Annotated in this window: 15 protein-coding genes; all 15 read left to right on the top strand. The window is 43.2% G+C overall.

Features of this window, described 5'->3' with window-relative positions:
- Position 1 precedes the first annotated feature (1 nt).
- The 15 genes from GPK81_RS09935 to GPK81_RS09865 all read left to right on the top strand — a co-directional run bounded on the left by GPK81_RS09935 (position 2) and on the right by GPK81_RS09865 (position 16,498).
- Positions 2-649 carry a TasA family protein gene (locus GPK81_RS09935; RefSeq protein WP_021977771.1) on the top strand — a complete coding sequence of 216 codons (648 nt, stop codon included), beginning with the start codon at positions 2-4 and terminating at the stop codon, positions 647-649.
- Positions 646-1,242 (top strand): hypothetical protein, encoded by a 597-nt coding sequence (locus GPK81_RS09930; protein WP_118062953.1) that lies wholly within the window; start codon positions 646-648, stop codon positions 1,240-1,242. The genes GPK81_RS09935 and GPK81_RS09930 overlap by 4 nt, the downstream gene beginning before the upstream one ends.
- Positions 1,226-2,458: a hypothetical protein gene (locus tag GPK81_RS09925; protein ID WP_118071455.1), complete on the top strand. Its 1,233-nt coding sequence runs from the start codon at positions 1,226-1,228 to the stop codon at positions 2,456-2,458. The genes GPK81_RS09930 and GPK81_RS09925 overlap by 17 nt, the downstream gene beginning before the upstream one ends.
- Complete coding sequence (locus GPK81_RS09920) at positions 2,455-5,703, top strand: SpaA isopeptide-forming pilin-related protein (RefSeq protein ID WP_215706958.1); 3,249 nt, start codon at positions 2,455-2,457, stop codon at positions 5,701-5,703. Before GPK81_RS09925 ends, GPK81_RS09920 begins: the two co-directional genes overlap by 4 nt.
- Before the next feature lie 124 nt (positions 5,704-5,827).
- Positions 5,828-7,024: a D-alanyl-D-alanine carboxypeptidase family protein gene (locus GPK81_RS09915; protein WP_021977775.1), complete on the top strand. Its 1,197-nt coding sequence runs from the start codon at positions 5,828-5,830 to the stop codon at positions 7,022-7,024.
- A gap of 100 nt (positions 7,025-7,124) precedes the next feature.
- On the top strand, positions 7,125-8,159 hold the full coding sequence (locus GPK81_RS09910; RefSeq protein WP_021977776.1) for a molybdopterin-binding protein: 1,035 nt from the start codon (positions 7,125-7,127) through the stop codon (positions 8,157-8,159).
- A gap of 1 nt (position 8,160) precedes the next feature.
- The gene (locus tag GPK81_RS09905; RefSeq protein WP_021977777.1) at positions 8,161-8,958 is read left to right on the top strand and encodes a metallophosphoesterase; all 798 of its coding nucleotides are present in this window, start codon (positions 8,161-8,163) and stop codon (positions 8,956-8,958) included.
- An 18-nt stretch (positions 8,959-8,976) separates the two neighbouring features.
- The gene (locus tag GPK81_RS09900) at positions 8,977-9,762 is read left to right on the top strand and encodes a segregation and condensation protein A (protein ID WP_118062947.1); all 786 of its coding nucleotides are present in this window, start codon (positions 8,977-8,979) and stop codon (positions 9,760-9,762) included.
- Positions 9,763-9,785: 23 nt separating this feature from the next.
- Positions 9,786-10,355 (top strand): SMC-Scp complex subunit ScpB, encoded by a 570-nt coding sequence (gene scpB, locus GPK81_RS09895; protein ID WP_021977779.1) that lies wholly within the window; start codon positions 9,786-9,788, stop codon positions 10,353-10,355.
- 87 nt (positions 10,356-10,442) lie between these two features.
- The gene (locus tag GPK81_RS09890; RefSeq protein ID WP_021977780.1) at positions 10,443-11,240 is read left to right on the top strand and encodes a zinc dependent phospholipase C family protein; all 798 of its coding nucleotides are present in this window, start codon (positions 10,443-10,445) and stop codon (positions 11,238-11,240) included.
- Between the two features lie 110 nt (positions 11,241-11,350).
- On the top strand, positions 11,351-12,574 hold the full coding sequence (locus GPK81_RS09885) for a D-alanyl-D-alanine carboxypeptidase family protein (protein ID WP_021977781.1): 1,224 nt from the start codon (positions 11,351-11,353) through the stop codon (positions 12,572-12,574).
- A gap of 141 nt (positions 12,575-12,715) precedes the next feature.
- Entirely contained in the window at positions 12,716-14,152 is a 1,437-nt protein-coding gene (locus tag GPK81_RS09880; protein ID WP_215706957.1) for an acyl-CoA carboxylase subunit beta, read from the top strand.
- A 13-nt stretch (positions 14,153-14,165) separates the two neighbouring features.
- On the top strand, positions 14,166-14,930 hold the full coding sequence (locus GPK81_RS09875; protein ID WP_174087693.1) for an OadG family transporter subunit: 765 nt from the start codon (positions 14,166-14,168) through the stop codon (positions 14,928-14,930).
- Positions 14,931-14,953: 23 nt separating this feature from the next.
- The gene (locus GPK81_RS09870) at positions 14,954-15,334 is read left to right on the top strand and encodes a biotin/lipoyl-containing protein (protein WP_015524870.1); all 381 of its coding nucleotides are present in this window, start codon (positions 14,954-14,956) and stop codon (positions 15,332-15,334) included.
- A 15-nt stretch (positions 15,335-15,349) separates the two neighbouring features.
- Positions 15,350-16,498 (top strand): sodium ion-translocating decarboxylase subunit beta, encoded by a 1,149-nt coding sequence (locus tag GPK81_RS09865; RefSeq protein ID WP_021977785.1) that lies wholly within the window; start codon positions 15,350-15,352, stop codon positions 16,496-16,498.
- The last annotated feature ends 1 nt before the right edge of the window (position 16,499 follow it).

Below are 16,499 nucleotides of genomic sequence, written 5' to 3'. Positions count from 1 at the left end.
TATGATGAAAAACAGAAAAATGGTAAAAGGAATCGCACTTGGAGCAATGATCGCAGCACTGGCAGCTGGAGGAACTGCGGCATATCTTACAGATTTTGAAACAACTACCAACAGTTTTACAGTGGGTAAAGTAGATATTGAACTGGATGAACCAGGGTGGAAACCGGAAGAGAATACAAAGATTGTTCCTACTCAGGTGATCAAAAAAGATCCATATGTAAAGAATGTTGGCGTAAACGAAGCGTTTGTGTATCTGGAGGTGTCGGTGCCTGTCAGTGAAGTAATTACCGCGGCTCAGGACGGGACCAGAAATGCCCTGGCAAAAACAGAACTTTTCAGTTATGCAAAGAACAATGACTGGACACAGCTGGAAAAAAAGGAAATCGGACAGAATATGGTGTATACCTACGCTTACAACCATATTTTAAATCCGGGAGAAAAAACAACAACACTGTTTGACACAGTAACTTTTGCCAATATCATTGAAGGACAGCTGGATACACAGCAGCTGGATATGCCGGTGCGTGCTTATGCGATTCAGTCCATGAATACCGGGGATGACAGTACAACTGTTCTGGAACAGGCCAAGGCTGCATATCAGAAATATGTAAATCAGAATAAAGGACAGGCTGGTGGTGTCACCAGATGAAAAATCTGAAAATTTCTGTATGTTTTTTTCTTACTGCCGGTTTTCTTTTGACAGCAGGAACAGCTGCATATCTTTCCGCTTCTGATCAGAAAGTAAATACACTGGCAGTAGGACATGTGACAACAGAAATAGAAGAAAATTTTCCGGATCCGACTCCGACACCAGTGGAAGAGAATCCCTCCTATATTAAAGAAATCTGGGCAGGAAACTTTTCCGGTGGTGAAAGAGGATTTCATGCGGATTGTTATGTGAGAATGGCTCTTTCCTACTCCAATTATGATGTTGGAAAAGGGGTGGAACTTCTTGGACTGGATACAGTAAACTGGCTGTATAACAATGAAGACGGGTATTATTACTATCGAAATGTTGTCACGGAAGGAGAGAAAACCACACCTTTATGCAGCGGATTCCGCATTGATTCGTCTAAGATCGATGATACATATAAGGACAGTATTACTGACTTTGAGATCAATGTGTATGAAGAATCGGTTCAGGCAGAAGGATTTTCTGATTTTGAAAGTGCCTGGAACTATTTTAAAAACCCGATATCTGCAGATACAGAGAGGAGTGAAAAGCTTGAAGAAATTTCTTAAATGGATACTGGCGGGAATTCTGACAGCTGGCAGTATTGCAATGTGTGTATCTGCGTATGGAAAATTTTCGGATTCAGTAACTGTGACGAACCATATTTCTACCGGTGATATCAATATTTCGATGAAAGAACTGGAAAAAAAGAATGGAAAAGAAATTTTGTATCAGAATCAGAAAATGGTCCTTCCTGGTGACAGGATATCCAAAATCCCAAGGATCACAAATCGTTCGGAACCGTGTTGGGTGAGAGTGAAGATCACGTATGCAGATAACCTGGAAAACCGAAAAGGATTAAATGACACCAATCTGACGGGAATGCCGAAATACTGGGTAAAAAAAGGTGCGTATTTTTACTGTACCAGAAAGCTGGAGCAGGGAGAAAGCGCAGATATCTTTACCGGAGTGACAATACCGGAAGAATGGACAGAACCTTATCAGGAGAAAAAACTGGGGATCACGATCGTGGCAGATGCCATTCAGGCTGCAAATTTTTCACCGGATTTTAATGCTATGTCGCCCTGGGGAAATCAGGAGATCCTGCGATGCATACATGATACCAACGGCCGGGTTGTAAAACGGAAGAGTCAGGTTAAGCTCAGGGTAGTATTTGAGAGAGACGCACATAAACTGATCGCGGCTCCGGAAGATTTCTTTGCAGGATTTTCTGCGGCAATGCCGGGAGATGTTCTTGAGGATTCTGTTAAGATCAAAAATGCAACGGAAAATACGGCGGAGATTTTTTTCCGCACTTCAGCGGAATGTAAGTCTGTGAAAGATCAGGAATTTCTGAAAAAGTTAAAGCTTGTGATATCAATGGATGGAAAGAAACTGTATTCCGGAGATCTTTTGGCTGTTTCTCTGAATAAAGCTGTTTCGCTGGGAATATTCCAACCGGGAAAATCCGGAGAAATGAAGTTCCAGATTACAGTTCCATCAGAGCTTAATAATGATTTTGCACTTCGTAACGGGGATGTAAAATGGATATTTTCCGTAGAAGAAGATCAAAAAGAAAAAATACAGCCATCTCAAACTCCTGCCGGGCAGTCCGAAAAAGAAGAAAATTCTGATGGATATTCCAGGAAAACAGGAGCTTCCTCCGGGAAAACAGCTCCGGTAAAAACAGGAGATGATACAGGAATCCGATTTTTCCTGATTTTGGAAGAAGTGGCCCTTCTTGCCGGAATTCTGGTACTCAGGAAAGGAGGAAGAAAAAATTGAAAAGAAAAATAACCGGTACATTGCTGGCACTGCTGATCTTTGGTTCCTCCATAGCTGCTTCTGCCAGTACGGTTATGGGAATCTCTTCAGAATATCTGCCAGAGATAGAGGAAGCTGTGGAAAATGAAGATCCAGAAGATGGTGGATCAGAAACAGAAAGTATACAGCAGGAACAAAATGTAGTTTCTGATACAGAAGAAACACTGGCACAGGGTGATTCCGAAACAGAGATTTCGGAAAATAAACAGTCTGGAAATTTTTCTGAAAATGATAAGAAAACAGCAGAAATTTTTTCAGAAGAAGAGCAGCAGTCCGGTGAGGAAGCGGATTTTGCGGTCTTTTCGGAGGAAAATGCAGATCTTCTGACCGGAAACAGCGAAGAAGCACAGGAACTGATCCAGGATATTGAAAATGGAGAAATGATTGCGTTTTCACCGGCTCTTGCGGAGAGTTTTACGCAGACGGAAAGTGCACAGGTAACGGCAGACGACAATGAGACTCTTGCGGTTACTGCGTTGGGTGCTTCTCAGTACTACCTGGATGTCTGGACAAGAGTTTACTGTGATGAAATCTGGACAGCTGCAAATGATTTCTGGGGATCCGGAAACCAGACCCGCATGGGCTGCACTTATCGATCCGTACACTATGTAGATGATACGGGAGCAGAAAAAGTTTCTCCCTTATATTGTCTGAAAGCCACAAAAGATGGCGTGGACAGCACTACACTGAAAAATGATGCAGTCAAAGTGCTGAAAAATTCTACAGTTCAGAAACTGCTGTATTTTGGATATGGCGGTCCGGGAGATCTGGGAACCAGTTATGATCCATCCTGCGGTCACATAAACTGGTCGAAATGGCAGAATCGATATGTTTTTACACACATTGCTCTTTCTAAAGCATATTTTAATGATTGTGGCTATGCGACAGAAACTGAGGTGGAGCATGTGGGAATCAACCGTTTCCTGAATAAGATCAGGACATTAACGATTCCACCCAGAAATAAAGCTGCTTTGTCTGTTTATGGAGAAAACGGCTGGATATCTGCAACTGGTCAGACAATTCCACTTAGTGTATTTCGATCGAGGCCGGACAATCTGCCGTATATACCGAATAGTATGAAAAACGGATTTCAGATGAGCCCGCTTTTGAAAATAACAGATGGAGGAAAAGCGGGAAATGGGATTATAATAACCAGGCCGGCCACAGCAACCTGGCAGCTTGCCTATTGGGAAAGTGCAGCAGACCGGGAAGCACATCTGACAAGTCCGAATATGATGAGTGGTACAAGTCTGACTCTGAAAGATGGGGCCCGCTTTTACCTGATCTTTCCACTGGAGACGTCAGCATCACAAAAGTATTCCTGTAAAATGCTGTTACAGCCGGTTTCTTATATTCTGGTAGATGGAAAATCACAGACAGGAAAAGATGGAGTGCAGGATTTTGGAGCATACGTATATCAGGGAACAAGAGGACAGCTCACGTTTTCAATGAAACCATCTGGTTACGGAAATGTAAAAATTACCAAGACAGAGGCTAATACCGGAAAAAAGATTGCAGGTGCACAGTATGCGATCTATGCGGCAGAAGCATTGAAGTCCGGTTACCGTACCAGATATAAAAAAGATCAGAGGATAGAGATCGGAACCACAGATAAAACGGGAGTTTACACATTTTCCAAATTGATTCCGGGTAAATATTATGTGAAAGAAATAAAGGCACCAACAGGCTATCTCTTAAGCACAGCGATTAAAAGTTTTACTGTTTTATCCGGAAAAACAACGGCTGTAAGTGTGACAGATATTATGGATATCAGTGGAACAGTTGTTATTACAAAAAAAGATGGTGATACCGGAGATCCGCTTGCCGGTGCGGCATTTACTTTATATGAATGGAGCAAGAAGACAGGAAGTTATGGAAAAACCGGAAAAGCACTGACTTATGACAAACAGAAGCGAACCTATAATTCGGAAAAATTTTCTTATACGGAGGATAATCAGGGAAAATTCCGCATCCGTGAGACAAAAGCACCTGTAAATTATACTGGAAACTGGCAGAAAGATATCAGGCTGACAGAGCCAGGAACAGCTAAAACCTTTACCTTTGAAGCCCTGAATTATCAGAAAAATAAAAGGAAAATTGAAATCCGGAAAACGGATGAAGAAACCGGAGATATTCTGGAAGATGCAGAGTTTAGGCTGTATGAATACAGTGCTGCCAGGAAAGCGTATAAGACAACAGGAACAGTTCTGCAATATGACAGTGAACAGCAGCTTTATGTCAGTGAAGAACTTTTGCAGACAGCTGATAATACCGGAAAATTTAAAATAACAGAAACCAGGAATCCGAAAGGATATGAAGGAAAATGGGAACAGGAAGTAGATATATCAGATGAAAGCGTAAGTCTTTTTCTGGAAGTACAGAATAAAAAAGTACCAGAATATAAGGGAGTTATCCGCCTGAAAAAAACAGATGTATATACTGGAGAGCCGCTTACCGGAGCGGAATTTACAGTTTATCAGTGGAACCAGGAAAAGAAAGCCTATGAAGATGATCTGGGCGAAAAGAGAATTTTAAGATATGACAGCGACAGAGAATCGTACTATACGGAAGAACTTCTGATCACAGAGGAAAACGGTGGGAAGTTCCGAATCGTGGAAACAAAAAATCCGGAGAACTACAAAGGCAATTATGACAAAACCGTTGTTTTTGAGAAAAAAGAAGGTGCGTTGACGAGTGAGATTTTTCTGCAGGCCGAAAATACACCTGTGATCCTGCCTTTTGGAACGATTACTGTAATGAAGAAAATAAAAGAAGCGGATATTATCTGGGCGCATGGAAATCCAACATTTTTCTTTTCTGTAGAAGGAACAGATCTGGCGGGCGTTTCTCATCATTATGAAGATTATGTGACTTTTGTGCCAGACAGTTACGAAGTGGATGAAAATGGCTATGCCGTTGCCGCAGTTACATTTCAGAATATTCCCCTGGGTCAGTATACAGTCTGGGAAAAACCTGTTTTACGGTACTATCTGAAAGAAATCCTGGCAAATACAGAAAATGTCCGGATCGTGAAAGAAGCAGAGGCAGCCTATGGAAAAGATCCAAAAGAAATTGCCACAGGTGTTGCTGCCTTAACAATGGAAAACAGAGAGGCATCTCTTACTTTTGTGAATGAAAAAGCCAGATATGACAGGTATTCTCACAATGACTGTATAAAAAATACGATTCCCTTACTGTTTTCATAAGAAAGAGACCGGGAGAATGGAAGCAAAGAGCTTTTGTTCTCTTCGGTCTGTTTTGGGATTTCTGGCATATTTCAGGACAGAAGCCTTTAAAATAGAACAGAGAGAATTTTATAGGAGTGAGTTTATGAAATACAGCAGGATCAAAAAGAGTATAGTGGTATGGAGCATAGCACTGAATTTTATTTTCAGCCCTCTTGGTGTCCGGGGAGAACCTGACGAAACGCTGGAAAATTCAAATCAGAACCTTATTGAAGCACCAGGTGCGGTACTGATGGAGAAAGAGACAGGCACAGTGATCTATTCCAGAGATCCGGATACGAAAAGAAGCCCTGCAAGCATTACAAAAATTATGACGCTGATCCTGATCTTTGATGCCATTCGGGATGGCAGGCTGCATTTGGATGATACGATCACGACAAGCGCTTATGCGAAATCCATGGGCGGTTCCCAGGTATATCTGGAAGAAGGGGAAACACAAAAAGCAGAAACCATGATCAAATGTATTGTGATCGCATCCGGAAATGATGCCAGCGTGGCAATGGCAGAACATCTTGCAGGGACTGAGCAGGCCTTCGTGGAACAGATGAATCAGAGGGCAGAGAAACTTGGCATGAAGAACACACATTTTGTGGATTGTTGTGGGTTGACAGAATCAAAAGATCATTATACCACTCCTTATGATATTGCACTTATGAGCCGGGAACTGATCAGTCGGTATCCGGAAGTTCTTACATATTCGTCGGTATGGATGGAAGATATTACCCATGTAACCAGAAAAGGTTCCTCCAAATTTACTCTGACGAATACAAATAAACTGCTTCGGAGTTATGAAGGATGTATGGGACTGAAAACAGGAAGTACCAGTATTGCCAAATATTGTCTCAGTGCAGTGGCAAAAAGAAACGGGATTACACTGATCGCTTCTGTGATGGCAGCGCCGGACCCCAAAACAAGATTTCGTGATGCGGCTGCCCTTTTAAATTATGGCTTTTCAAAATGTATATTATATACAGATGATGTACCGGAAAAATTGAAACCTCTGAAGATCCGAAAGGGAGTAAAGCAGGAAGCCAGTCTTGTCTATAAAGGAAAATTCCGATATCTCAGTACAGATGGAACAAAACCGGATCATGTGAAAAAGAAAGTGGTTCTTCCAGAAGAACAGACTGCTCCGGTGAAAAAAGGAGAAAAAGCCGGAAAACAGGAATACTATCAGAATGGAAAGAAAATAGGAAGTATTGATATCCTGTATGGAGAGACAGTACAAAAAGCGGATTATCACGACTGGCTGAAACGTGCGGCATGGGAATATCTTTTATAGGCAGCATTTTGTAAATGCAAACATGTTTTTGACAAAAATGCCTGACAGGATGTATAATAAAGCGGATTGGAGAAATAACAGAACAGAGAAGGGATTTTGCATGAAAGAGATCAGAACAGAAGATGCAGTAGGACACATTCTGTGCCATGATATCACACAGATTATAAAAGATGAAAAAAAAGGCGTTCTTTTCAAAAAGGGGCATGTGGTAAAAGAAGACGATATACCGCTTTTGCTCTCAGTAGGAAAAGAACACCTTTTTGTCTGGGAAAAAAAAGAAGGAATCCTTCATGAAAATGAGGCGGCAGAAATTCTTTACAGAATCTGTGCGGGCGATTCCTTGAAAATGCATGGAACAGATATCAAAGAAGGTAAGATAGAAGTGGTATCAGAAATAGATGGTGTTCTGAAGATCCGACGAGAAGCACTTGTGGCAGTCAATTCTCTTGGAGAGATGATGATCGCATCCAGACATGGGGACTTTCCGGTAAAAAGAGGAAATAAGATCGCAGGGACCAGAATTATTCCTCTTGTGATCGAAAAAGAGAAAATGGACGCTGCCAAAGAAGCTGCAGGAGAGTATCCTGTTTTTGATATCCTGCCCTATCATCAAAAAAAAGTCGGTATTGTCACAACCGGAAGTGAGATCAGAAAAGGCCTGATCCGGGATACATTTACTCCTGTGCTGAAAGAAAAACTTTCTGAATTTCCAACTGAAATCATCGGGCAGGTAATGCCGGGTGATGACAAAGCACTGATCACAGAAGAAGTTCTTTCTTTTGCAGATGAGGGGGCGGATCTGATCATCTGTACCGGAGGAATGAGTGTGGATCCTGATGACCGAACCCCCGGAGGAATCCGTGATACGGGAGCGGAGATCATAACTTATGGCGCACCGGTACTTCCGGGAGCAATGCTTCTGGTGGCATATCTGAAACGGAATGGAAGACAGATTCCGGTACTCGGCCTTCCGGGATGTGTCATGTATGCAAAAAGGACAGTATTTGACCTGATCCTTCCGAGAATAATGGCAGATGATAAAATAAAAGCGGAAGAAATTAACGCACTTGGAGAAGGTGGACTCTGTCTGAACTGTCCGGTCTGTACATTCCCGAATTGTGGTTTTGGAAAATAAAATGAAAAAATTCAGAATAAAAAAATACCAGATTTATACGAATAAAATCCGGAATCCGGAAGGGATACGATTTGTTTTACTTGCAGATCTTCATGGATTTTCTTACGGAAGAGATAATGCCGGACTTATTGAAGCGATACGCAGGGAAAAACCGGATGCTGTACTGTCAGCCGGAGATATGGCGGTACGTACCTGTCCGGATACGCTGGTGACTGCATGCAAATTGCTGAAAGAGCTTGCACAGTATTTTCCGGTATATTATGCCCTGGGAAATCATGAATATAAAATGTCTCTTTCAGAAGAAAACGGAAAACAATACAGGATATATGAAAAAACGCTGAAAAAGGCGGGGGTGCATATTCTGAGAAATGAACATGAACATGCGATCCTGAAAGGAAACAGCATCTGTTTCTGGGGGCTGGAACTGCCTATTGAATATTATCATAAGCCAAGATCTCCCAAACTAAAAAAAGAAGTCATGGAAAAACTGATAGGAAAACCGGGAAGAAATGGAATGCAGGTTCTCCTGGCACATAACCCCAAATACGGAAAAACATATTATGAATGGGGTGCAGATATGATCTTGTCCGGACATTATCATGGAGGTGTTGTACGATTCAGTGAGCATCATGGGCTTTCTTCTCCTCAGTATCTGGTATTGCCGCCTTTCTGCTGCGGAGATTTTCATAAGGGAAACCAGCACATGTTTGTCAGTGCAGGACTTGGAGAGCATACGCTTCCTCTGAGGATACGCAACCCAAGAGAATTGCTGGTGATTGATGTAAAACCTTCCGAATAAATGAAATGAGGAAATGTTATGGCAATATCTGTTAAATTAAATGTGTTTGAGGGTCCGTTGGATCTGCTGCTGCATCTGATTGACAAAAACAAGATTGATATCTATGATATTCCTATTGTGGAGATCACAGACCAGTATATGGAATATCTGCATTCCATGGAGAAGGAAGATCTTGGCGTTATGAGCGAGTTTCTGGTCATGGCAGCTACTCTTCTGGATATCAAATGCAAAATGCTCCTTCCTAAAGAAATCAACGAAGAAGGTGAAGAGGAAGATCCGAGAGCAGAACTGGTGCAGAAACTTCTGGAATATAAGATGTACAAATATATGTCCTATGAATTAAGGGACAGACTCGGGGACGCGGCAGGAGTTTATTACCGGAAACAGGATCTTCCGGAGGAAGTGCTGCAATATGCACCACCATCTGATCCACAGGAACTCCTGCGGGGGCTGACACTGGAAAAGATGAGTGCGATTTATCAGAGCTTGATCCGCAGGCAGGAAAATAAAATTGATCCTATCCGAAGCAAATTTGGCCGGATCGAAAAAGAAGAAATTTCATTGTCAGACAAACTCCTGGAGATGCGGGACTATGCAAAAGAACATCGTAAATTCAGTTTTCGGCAGCTGATGGAAGATCAGCATTCCAGAGTACAGCTGATCGTTACGTTTCTTTCGATTTTGGAGCTGATGAAAATGGGACATGTTCATGCAGAACAGGCAGATCTTTTTGATGATATTCACATAGAAGTTATCACGGATCCGGAAACATGGAAGAATCTGACAGAGTTTGCGGAAGAATAACACAGCAGGAATGAGGACGATAAGTGGAAATCAAACGAATTGAAGGGGAAATTGAAGCGATTCTTTTTGCAATGGGCGAAGCAGTAGAATTAAGCCGTATTGCCAAAGCAATCCAGCAGGATGTTACAACAACAGAGAATATCATCCGCAATATGATGATTCATTATCAGGAGGAAGAACGGGGAATTCAGATTATTGAATTAGAGAATTCCTTTCAGCTTTGCACAAAAAAAGAATATTACGATTCCCTTATAAGGATTGCTGCACAGCCGAAAAAACCAACGTTGACAGATGTTATGCTTGAGACACTTTCGATCATTGCCTACAAACAGCCTGTCACAAAAGCAGAAATTGAAAAAATCCGTGGTGTGAAATGTGATCATGCCATTAATAAATTGATGGATTATGATCTGGTGAGAGAACTTGGCCGTCTGGATGCACCGGGACGTCCGATCCTTCTTGGAACAACGGAGGAATTTTTGCGCTGCTTTGGTGTTCAGGGCCTTGATGAACTTCCGGAAATGGATCCTGTTCAGCTGGAAGATTTTAAGGCGGAGGCTGAGGAAGAAATTCAGTTGAAACTGGATGTATAGAAAGCAGAAGACATTAACAGATACCAGAATCTGCTGTACAGGGGGAGGATTATGTCCACTTTATAAGCAAAAGAGGAGGAACAGAAAATGCCCACAACTTACACACATGATCTTTTTGGAAAAAGGGTTTGCCGAAAACTTCCTGAAAAATTGCAGCATCTGATCCGCAGCAATGGAAATCTGTATCGGATCGGACAGCATGGCCCGGATATTCTCTTTTATTATTTTATATCAAAAAATCCGGTGACACAGTATGGAGTAAAGATGCATGGAGAAAAAGCAAGGGAATTTTTTGAAAAAGGTATGGCCAGGGTCAGGAAAGAAAAAAATCCGGCACTGATGGCATATATGCTGGGATTTGGATGCCACTATATTCTGGATTCTACCTGTCACCCCTATGTAAACCAGGTAGCAAAAGAGGGCAAGATTTCCCATACACTTCTGGAAAAAGAATTTGACCGTATGCTGATGTATGAGACTGGAAAGAATCCTCTGCATTTTTATCCGTCCCACGGTATCCGCGCAAATTTTTTCAGTGCTTGGACGATTCATCAGGTACTGCCGGCTATTCGTACCTGGAATATTTACCTGTCACTGAAGATGATGAAGATTTTTACCTGTATTCTGGTATGCGATGATGGAGGAAGAAAGAAAAGACTTTCAGAACATGCTCTTTCTCCGGCAGGAAAGAAACGAGCTGCTTTTATCACAGAGTTTTTTATGAGCCCGGAACCGGAGGTTGATTGCAGAAAAGAACTTCTGAAACTGGACAGCCTTATGGAAGAAGCTCTGGAAAAAGCACCGGATATGCTTGAAGAACTCTCTGCGCTGGCAGTTCGTCCGGGACATCTTTCCGAACGATGGAATCTGACTTTTAATGGATAACAAGTTTGACAGATAAAAAGAGAAAGTTATATCACGGAGACACTTCTGCATAAAATTAAAAATATAATGGTTACTGCAAACAATTATAGAAATGTGTGTGGGGTGATCGTATGAAAAACAGGCGTATGGCCGCTGTCGTGCTGATGACAGCGGTCCTTATTATTCTGCAGATTTTTCCTGTGTGGGCAAAAGAGGAGCAGCTTTATGCACTCTCAGCGGTTCTTATGGATGGAGAAACCGGACGGGTGCTGTATGGAAAAGAGGCTTATAAAGGACGGCCAAATGCCAGCACTACAAAAGTCATGACCTGTATTCTGGCCCTTGAGATGGCCTCCGGAGATGATTATGTACAGGTCTCCAGGAATGCGGCATCACAGCCACAGACACACCTGGGAATGCGGGAAGGCCAGCAGTTTTATTTGGAAGATCTGTTATATTCGCTGATGCTGAAAAGCCATAATGATACGGCAGTAGCCATTGCAGAACATATTGGCGGCTCTGTGGAAAAGTTTGCGCTCCTGATGAATGAAAAAGCAAAATCACTGGGATGTACAGACACACATTTTGTAACGCCAAATGGGCTGGATGCAGAAGATGAAGGAGGAGTTCATCATACAACTGCCAGAGATCTGGCACTGATCATGGCATATGCCATAAAAAATGCGACATTTGTCCATATCACACAGACCAGGGATTATACATTCTCAGATATTTCCGGAAAGGAACATTATTCGGTTCATAATACCAATGCATTTCTGGATATGGAGACTGGTGTGATTTCCGGAAAAACCGGTTTCACCGGCAATGCCGGATACTGTTATGTCTGTGCTGTACGACAGGATGAAAAACTGTTTATTGTGGCACTGCTTGGATGTGGCTGGCCCGGAAACAAAAATTACAAATGGTCCGATACAAAAAAACTGCTGTCGTATGGCAGGGAAAATTACAGTTATGTGCTTCTCCCGGATCTTCCGGACCTTCCGGAAATCACAGTGACAGATGCTGTGCCGGAGGAAAACAGTCCATACCCGGAGAAAGATAAAGATTCAGCATATCCGGAACAATTGCAGAGGAGATTAAAAGTACATGCGTCTCTGCCGGAGAAAGAGCAGACGAAAAGATATCTTCTGAAAAAAACAGAAACAATTATATGGGAAACAGAACTTCCGGATAAAATAGCAGCACCTGTACGTGAAAATCAGAAGATCGGTACACTTCATGCAATGCTGAATGGAAAAGAAATAGTCTCCTGTTCTGTGACATCGAATGAAAAAATCGGCAGAATCACCTATAAATGGTATGTAAATAAGATTTTTCAGGATTATTTTCACTGATCGGTCGACCCCTGACATCTGTCAGGGGTTAATTTTTTAACATTCATGACGAAAAGTATTGAATTTTCGCTTAAAAAAAGGTACAATTATACTCGGCTGAATTTTTGGTTATATTAATAAAAAAATGGAGGGCATAGTATAATGAGTAATGCGACACAAAGCGTAGCGGCTGCAAGGATCAATTCCCTGCTTGACGCCAACAGTTTTGTTGAGATCGGACAGGCTGTCACAGCCAGAACTACAGATTTCAACATGACTGAAAAAAAGGCACCTTCAGACGGTGTGATCACCGGATATGGTGTGATTGACGGCAGCCTGGTATATGTATACAGCCAGGATGCATCTGTACTGAACGGAACAGTTGGTGAGATGCATGCCAAAAAGATCGCCAAAATTTATGATCTTGCTCTGAAAGTTGGAGCACCTGTTATCGGTCTTGTAGACTGTGCGGGACTTCGTCTTCAGGAGGCTACCGATGCACTTGAGGCATTTGGTGAGATCTATCTGAAACAGACACTGGCATCCGGTGTTATTCCACAGATCACTGCTGTTTTCGGAACATGCGGCGGTGGAATGGCAGTTGTACCGGCTCTTACAGATTTTACATTTGTAGAGGAGAAGAAGGGCAGACTGTTTGTAAACACTCCGAATGCACTGGAGGGAAACAGAGTGGAAAAATGCGATTCAGCTTCCGCCCAGTTCCAGAGTGAGGAGACAGGACTTGTTGATGGTATCGGAACAGAGGATGAGATTCTTGGACAGATCCGCACACTGGTCAGCATGCTTCCTGAGAATAATGAAGACAATGACAGTTTTAAAGAATGCACAGACGACCTGAACAGAGTATGTGATGATATCGCAGGCTGCACAGGCGACACAGCAATCGCTCTTTCAAGAATCGCTGATAATGGTGAATTCTTTGAGACAAAGGCAGCTTACGGACAGGATATCGTAACAGGTTTTCTCCGCCTGAACGGAGCTACTGTTGGTGCAGTTGCAAACAGAAGTGAGTCTTATGACGCTGATGGTAATAAGACAGAGGTTTCTGATGGAACTCTTTCTTCCAGAGGCGCAAGAAAAGCAGCAGAGTTCGTAAAATTCTGTGACGCTTTCGAGATTCCGGTACTTACTCTTACCAACGTAACCGGATTTAAAGCCACTCTCTGCAACGAGAAGATGATGGCTAAATCCGTAGGTGAGATGGTACATGCTTTTGCATCTGCAACGGTACCGAAGGTAAATGTTGTGATCGGTAAAGCATATGGAACTGCATACGTTGCCATGAACAGCAAATCTGTCGGAGCAGATATGGTTTATGCATGGGATAGCGCAGAGATCGGTATGATGGATGCTTCCCTTGCAGCCAAGATCATGTATGAGGGAGCTGACGCTTCTACATTGAATGAGAAGGCAGCTGAGTACAAAGAACTCCAGAACGGTATCGCATCTGCAGCAGCAAGAGGATATGTGGATACTGTGATCAAAGCAGAAGATACAAGAAAATATGTAATCGGTGCTTTTGAGATGCTGTTCACAAAAAGGGAAGACCGTCCATCCAAAAAGCATGGAACAGTCTAAGTGAGGTGAGCGTATGAGACAGTTTTATAAAAAGATCTCTTCTGTCTGCATGGCACTTCTTTGCATAGCTGCACTTCTGATCGGATGCACAGCTACTGCATGGGCTGCTGATGAGGTTGATGATTCTGTAAAGAGTCAGCTTGTTACAACAACAAAAGGCCTGACAGATGCGATCATCGCAATGTCCGAGGATGATATCCAGGGCTATCTGGAATCAGAGGATGCTTTCACACAGAGCGCAGCAAGCGCCTGGGACGGTTCCAGAGAAGAACTTGGTGAGAAAAAAGGTGATATCGATGAAAAAGATATCACAGTAGAGTATTCCGATGACCAGTACACCGTTGTTGTTCCGGTATCCTTCGAGAAAAACAAAGCGAATTTCACTTATGTATTTGATAAATCAGGAACACCGACTTCTCTTACTGTTGATGTGAATTATACACTGGCACAGAATATGGAGAAGGCAGCCCTGAACACACTGATGGGTCTTGGTACCGTATTTGTGATCCTGGCATTCCTGATCTTTGTGATCTCTCTTTTCAAATATATTCCTGGCCTTGTGGAAGGAAAGAAAAAAGAGAGCGCACCGGCACCGGCAGCCGCAGCACCGGCACCAGCCGCTGCAGCACCAGTTGCTGAGCCAGTCGTAGAGGATGTTACAGATGATGGTGAGCTTGTTGCCGTGATTGCAGCAGCGATTGCTGCTTCTGAAGGAAAGACAAGCACAGACGGATTTGTAGTCCGCTCCATCCGTAAGATCAACCGCAGAAAAAGATAATCATTATTTAGGAGGATTTTAAAATGAAGAGTTATACAATTACTGTTAACGGAACAGCATATGAAGTTACTGTAGAAGAGAACGGAAACGCAGCAGCTCCAGTTGCAGCAGCACCTAAGGCAGCAGCACCGGCACCTAAGGCAGCACCGGCAGCAGCACCTAAGGCAGCAGCACCGGCAGCAGGCGCAGGTTCTGTTAAGGTTTCCGCAGCCGTTCCTGGAAAAGTTGTAAAAATCGTTGCATCTGTTGGACAGAGCGTAAAAGCTGGTGACAGCGTAGTGATCGTTGAGTCCATGAAGATGGAGATCCCGGTTGTTGCTCCTCAGGATGGAACAATCGCCAGCATCGATGTTGCAGAGGGTGCTGCCGTTGAAAATGGAGATACTCTTGCAACAATGAACTAAACAGGAGGTAGACAAATGTCTTATGTAACAAATACCCTGTCAAACCTGATCCATCAGACAGCATTTTTCAACCTTACCTGGGGAAACTACCTGATGATCGCAGTGGCATGTGTGTTCTTATATCTTGCCATTAAACATGGTTTTGAGCCGCTGCTGTTGGTTCCGATCGCTTTTGGTATGCTTCTGGTAAATATTTACCCGGACATTATGCTGAGCATTGAGGATTCATCCAATGGCGTTGGCGGACTTCTTCATTATTTTTACTTACTGGATGAGTGGAGTATTCTTCCTTCACTGATCTTCCTGGGTGTCGGTGCGATGACAGACTTCGGTCCGCTGATCGCAAACCCGATCAGCTTCCTGATGGGAGCAGCTGCACAGCTTGGTATTTACCTTGCATACTTCCTTGCAATTTTCCTTGGATTTAATGGTAAAGCAGCAGCAGCGATCTCTATCATTGGTGGTGCTGACGGCCCGACTTCCATTTTCCTTGCAGGTAAGCTTGGACAGTCTTCTCTTATGGGACCGATCGCAGTGGCAGCATATTCCTATATGTCCCTGGTACCGATCATCCAGCCTCCGATCATGAAGGCGTTCACAACAGAGGAAGAGCGTAAGATCAAAATGGCGCAGCTTCGTCCTGTTACAAAACTTGAGAAGATCCTTTTCCCGATCGTTATCACAATCGTTGTTTGCCTGATCCTTCCGACAACAGCTCCCCTTGTTGGTATGCTGATGCTCGGAAACCTGTTCCGTGAGTCCGGAGTTGTTAAACAGCTTTCTGAAACAGCTTCCAACGCTCTTATGTACATCGTAGTAATCCTTCTCGGAACATCTGTAGGTGCTTCCACAAGTGCTGAGGCGTTCCTGAACGTAGATACACTGAAGATCGTAGTTCTTGGTCTTGTTGCCTTTGCCTGCGGTACTTTTGGTGGTGTCATGCTTGGTAAGCTTCTTTGCAAGGTTACTCATGGAAAGATCAACCCGCTGATCGGATCCGCCGGTGTTTCTGCCGTTCCTATGGCAGCCCGTGTATCCCAGAAGGTTGGTGCTGAGGCAGATCCTACAAACTTCCTGCTGATGCATGCGATGGGACCGAACGTTGCCGGTGTTATCGGTACAGCTGTTGCTGCCGGTACATTCATGGCTATCTTTGGCGTCTGAT

The sequence above is a fragment of the Blautia sp. MCC283 genome, from assembly GCF_018785565.1.
Taxonomy (GTDB): Bacteria; Bacillota; Clostridia; order Lachnospirales; family Lachnospiraceae; genus Blautia_A.
The sequence above is the reverse complement of the archived record's forward strand: the minus strand, read 5'-3'. Positions and strand labels throughout refer to the sequence as shown.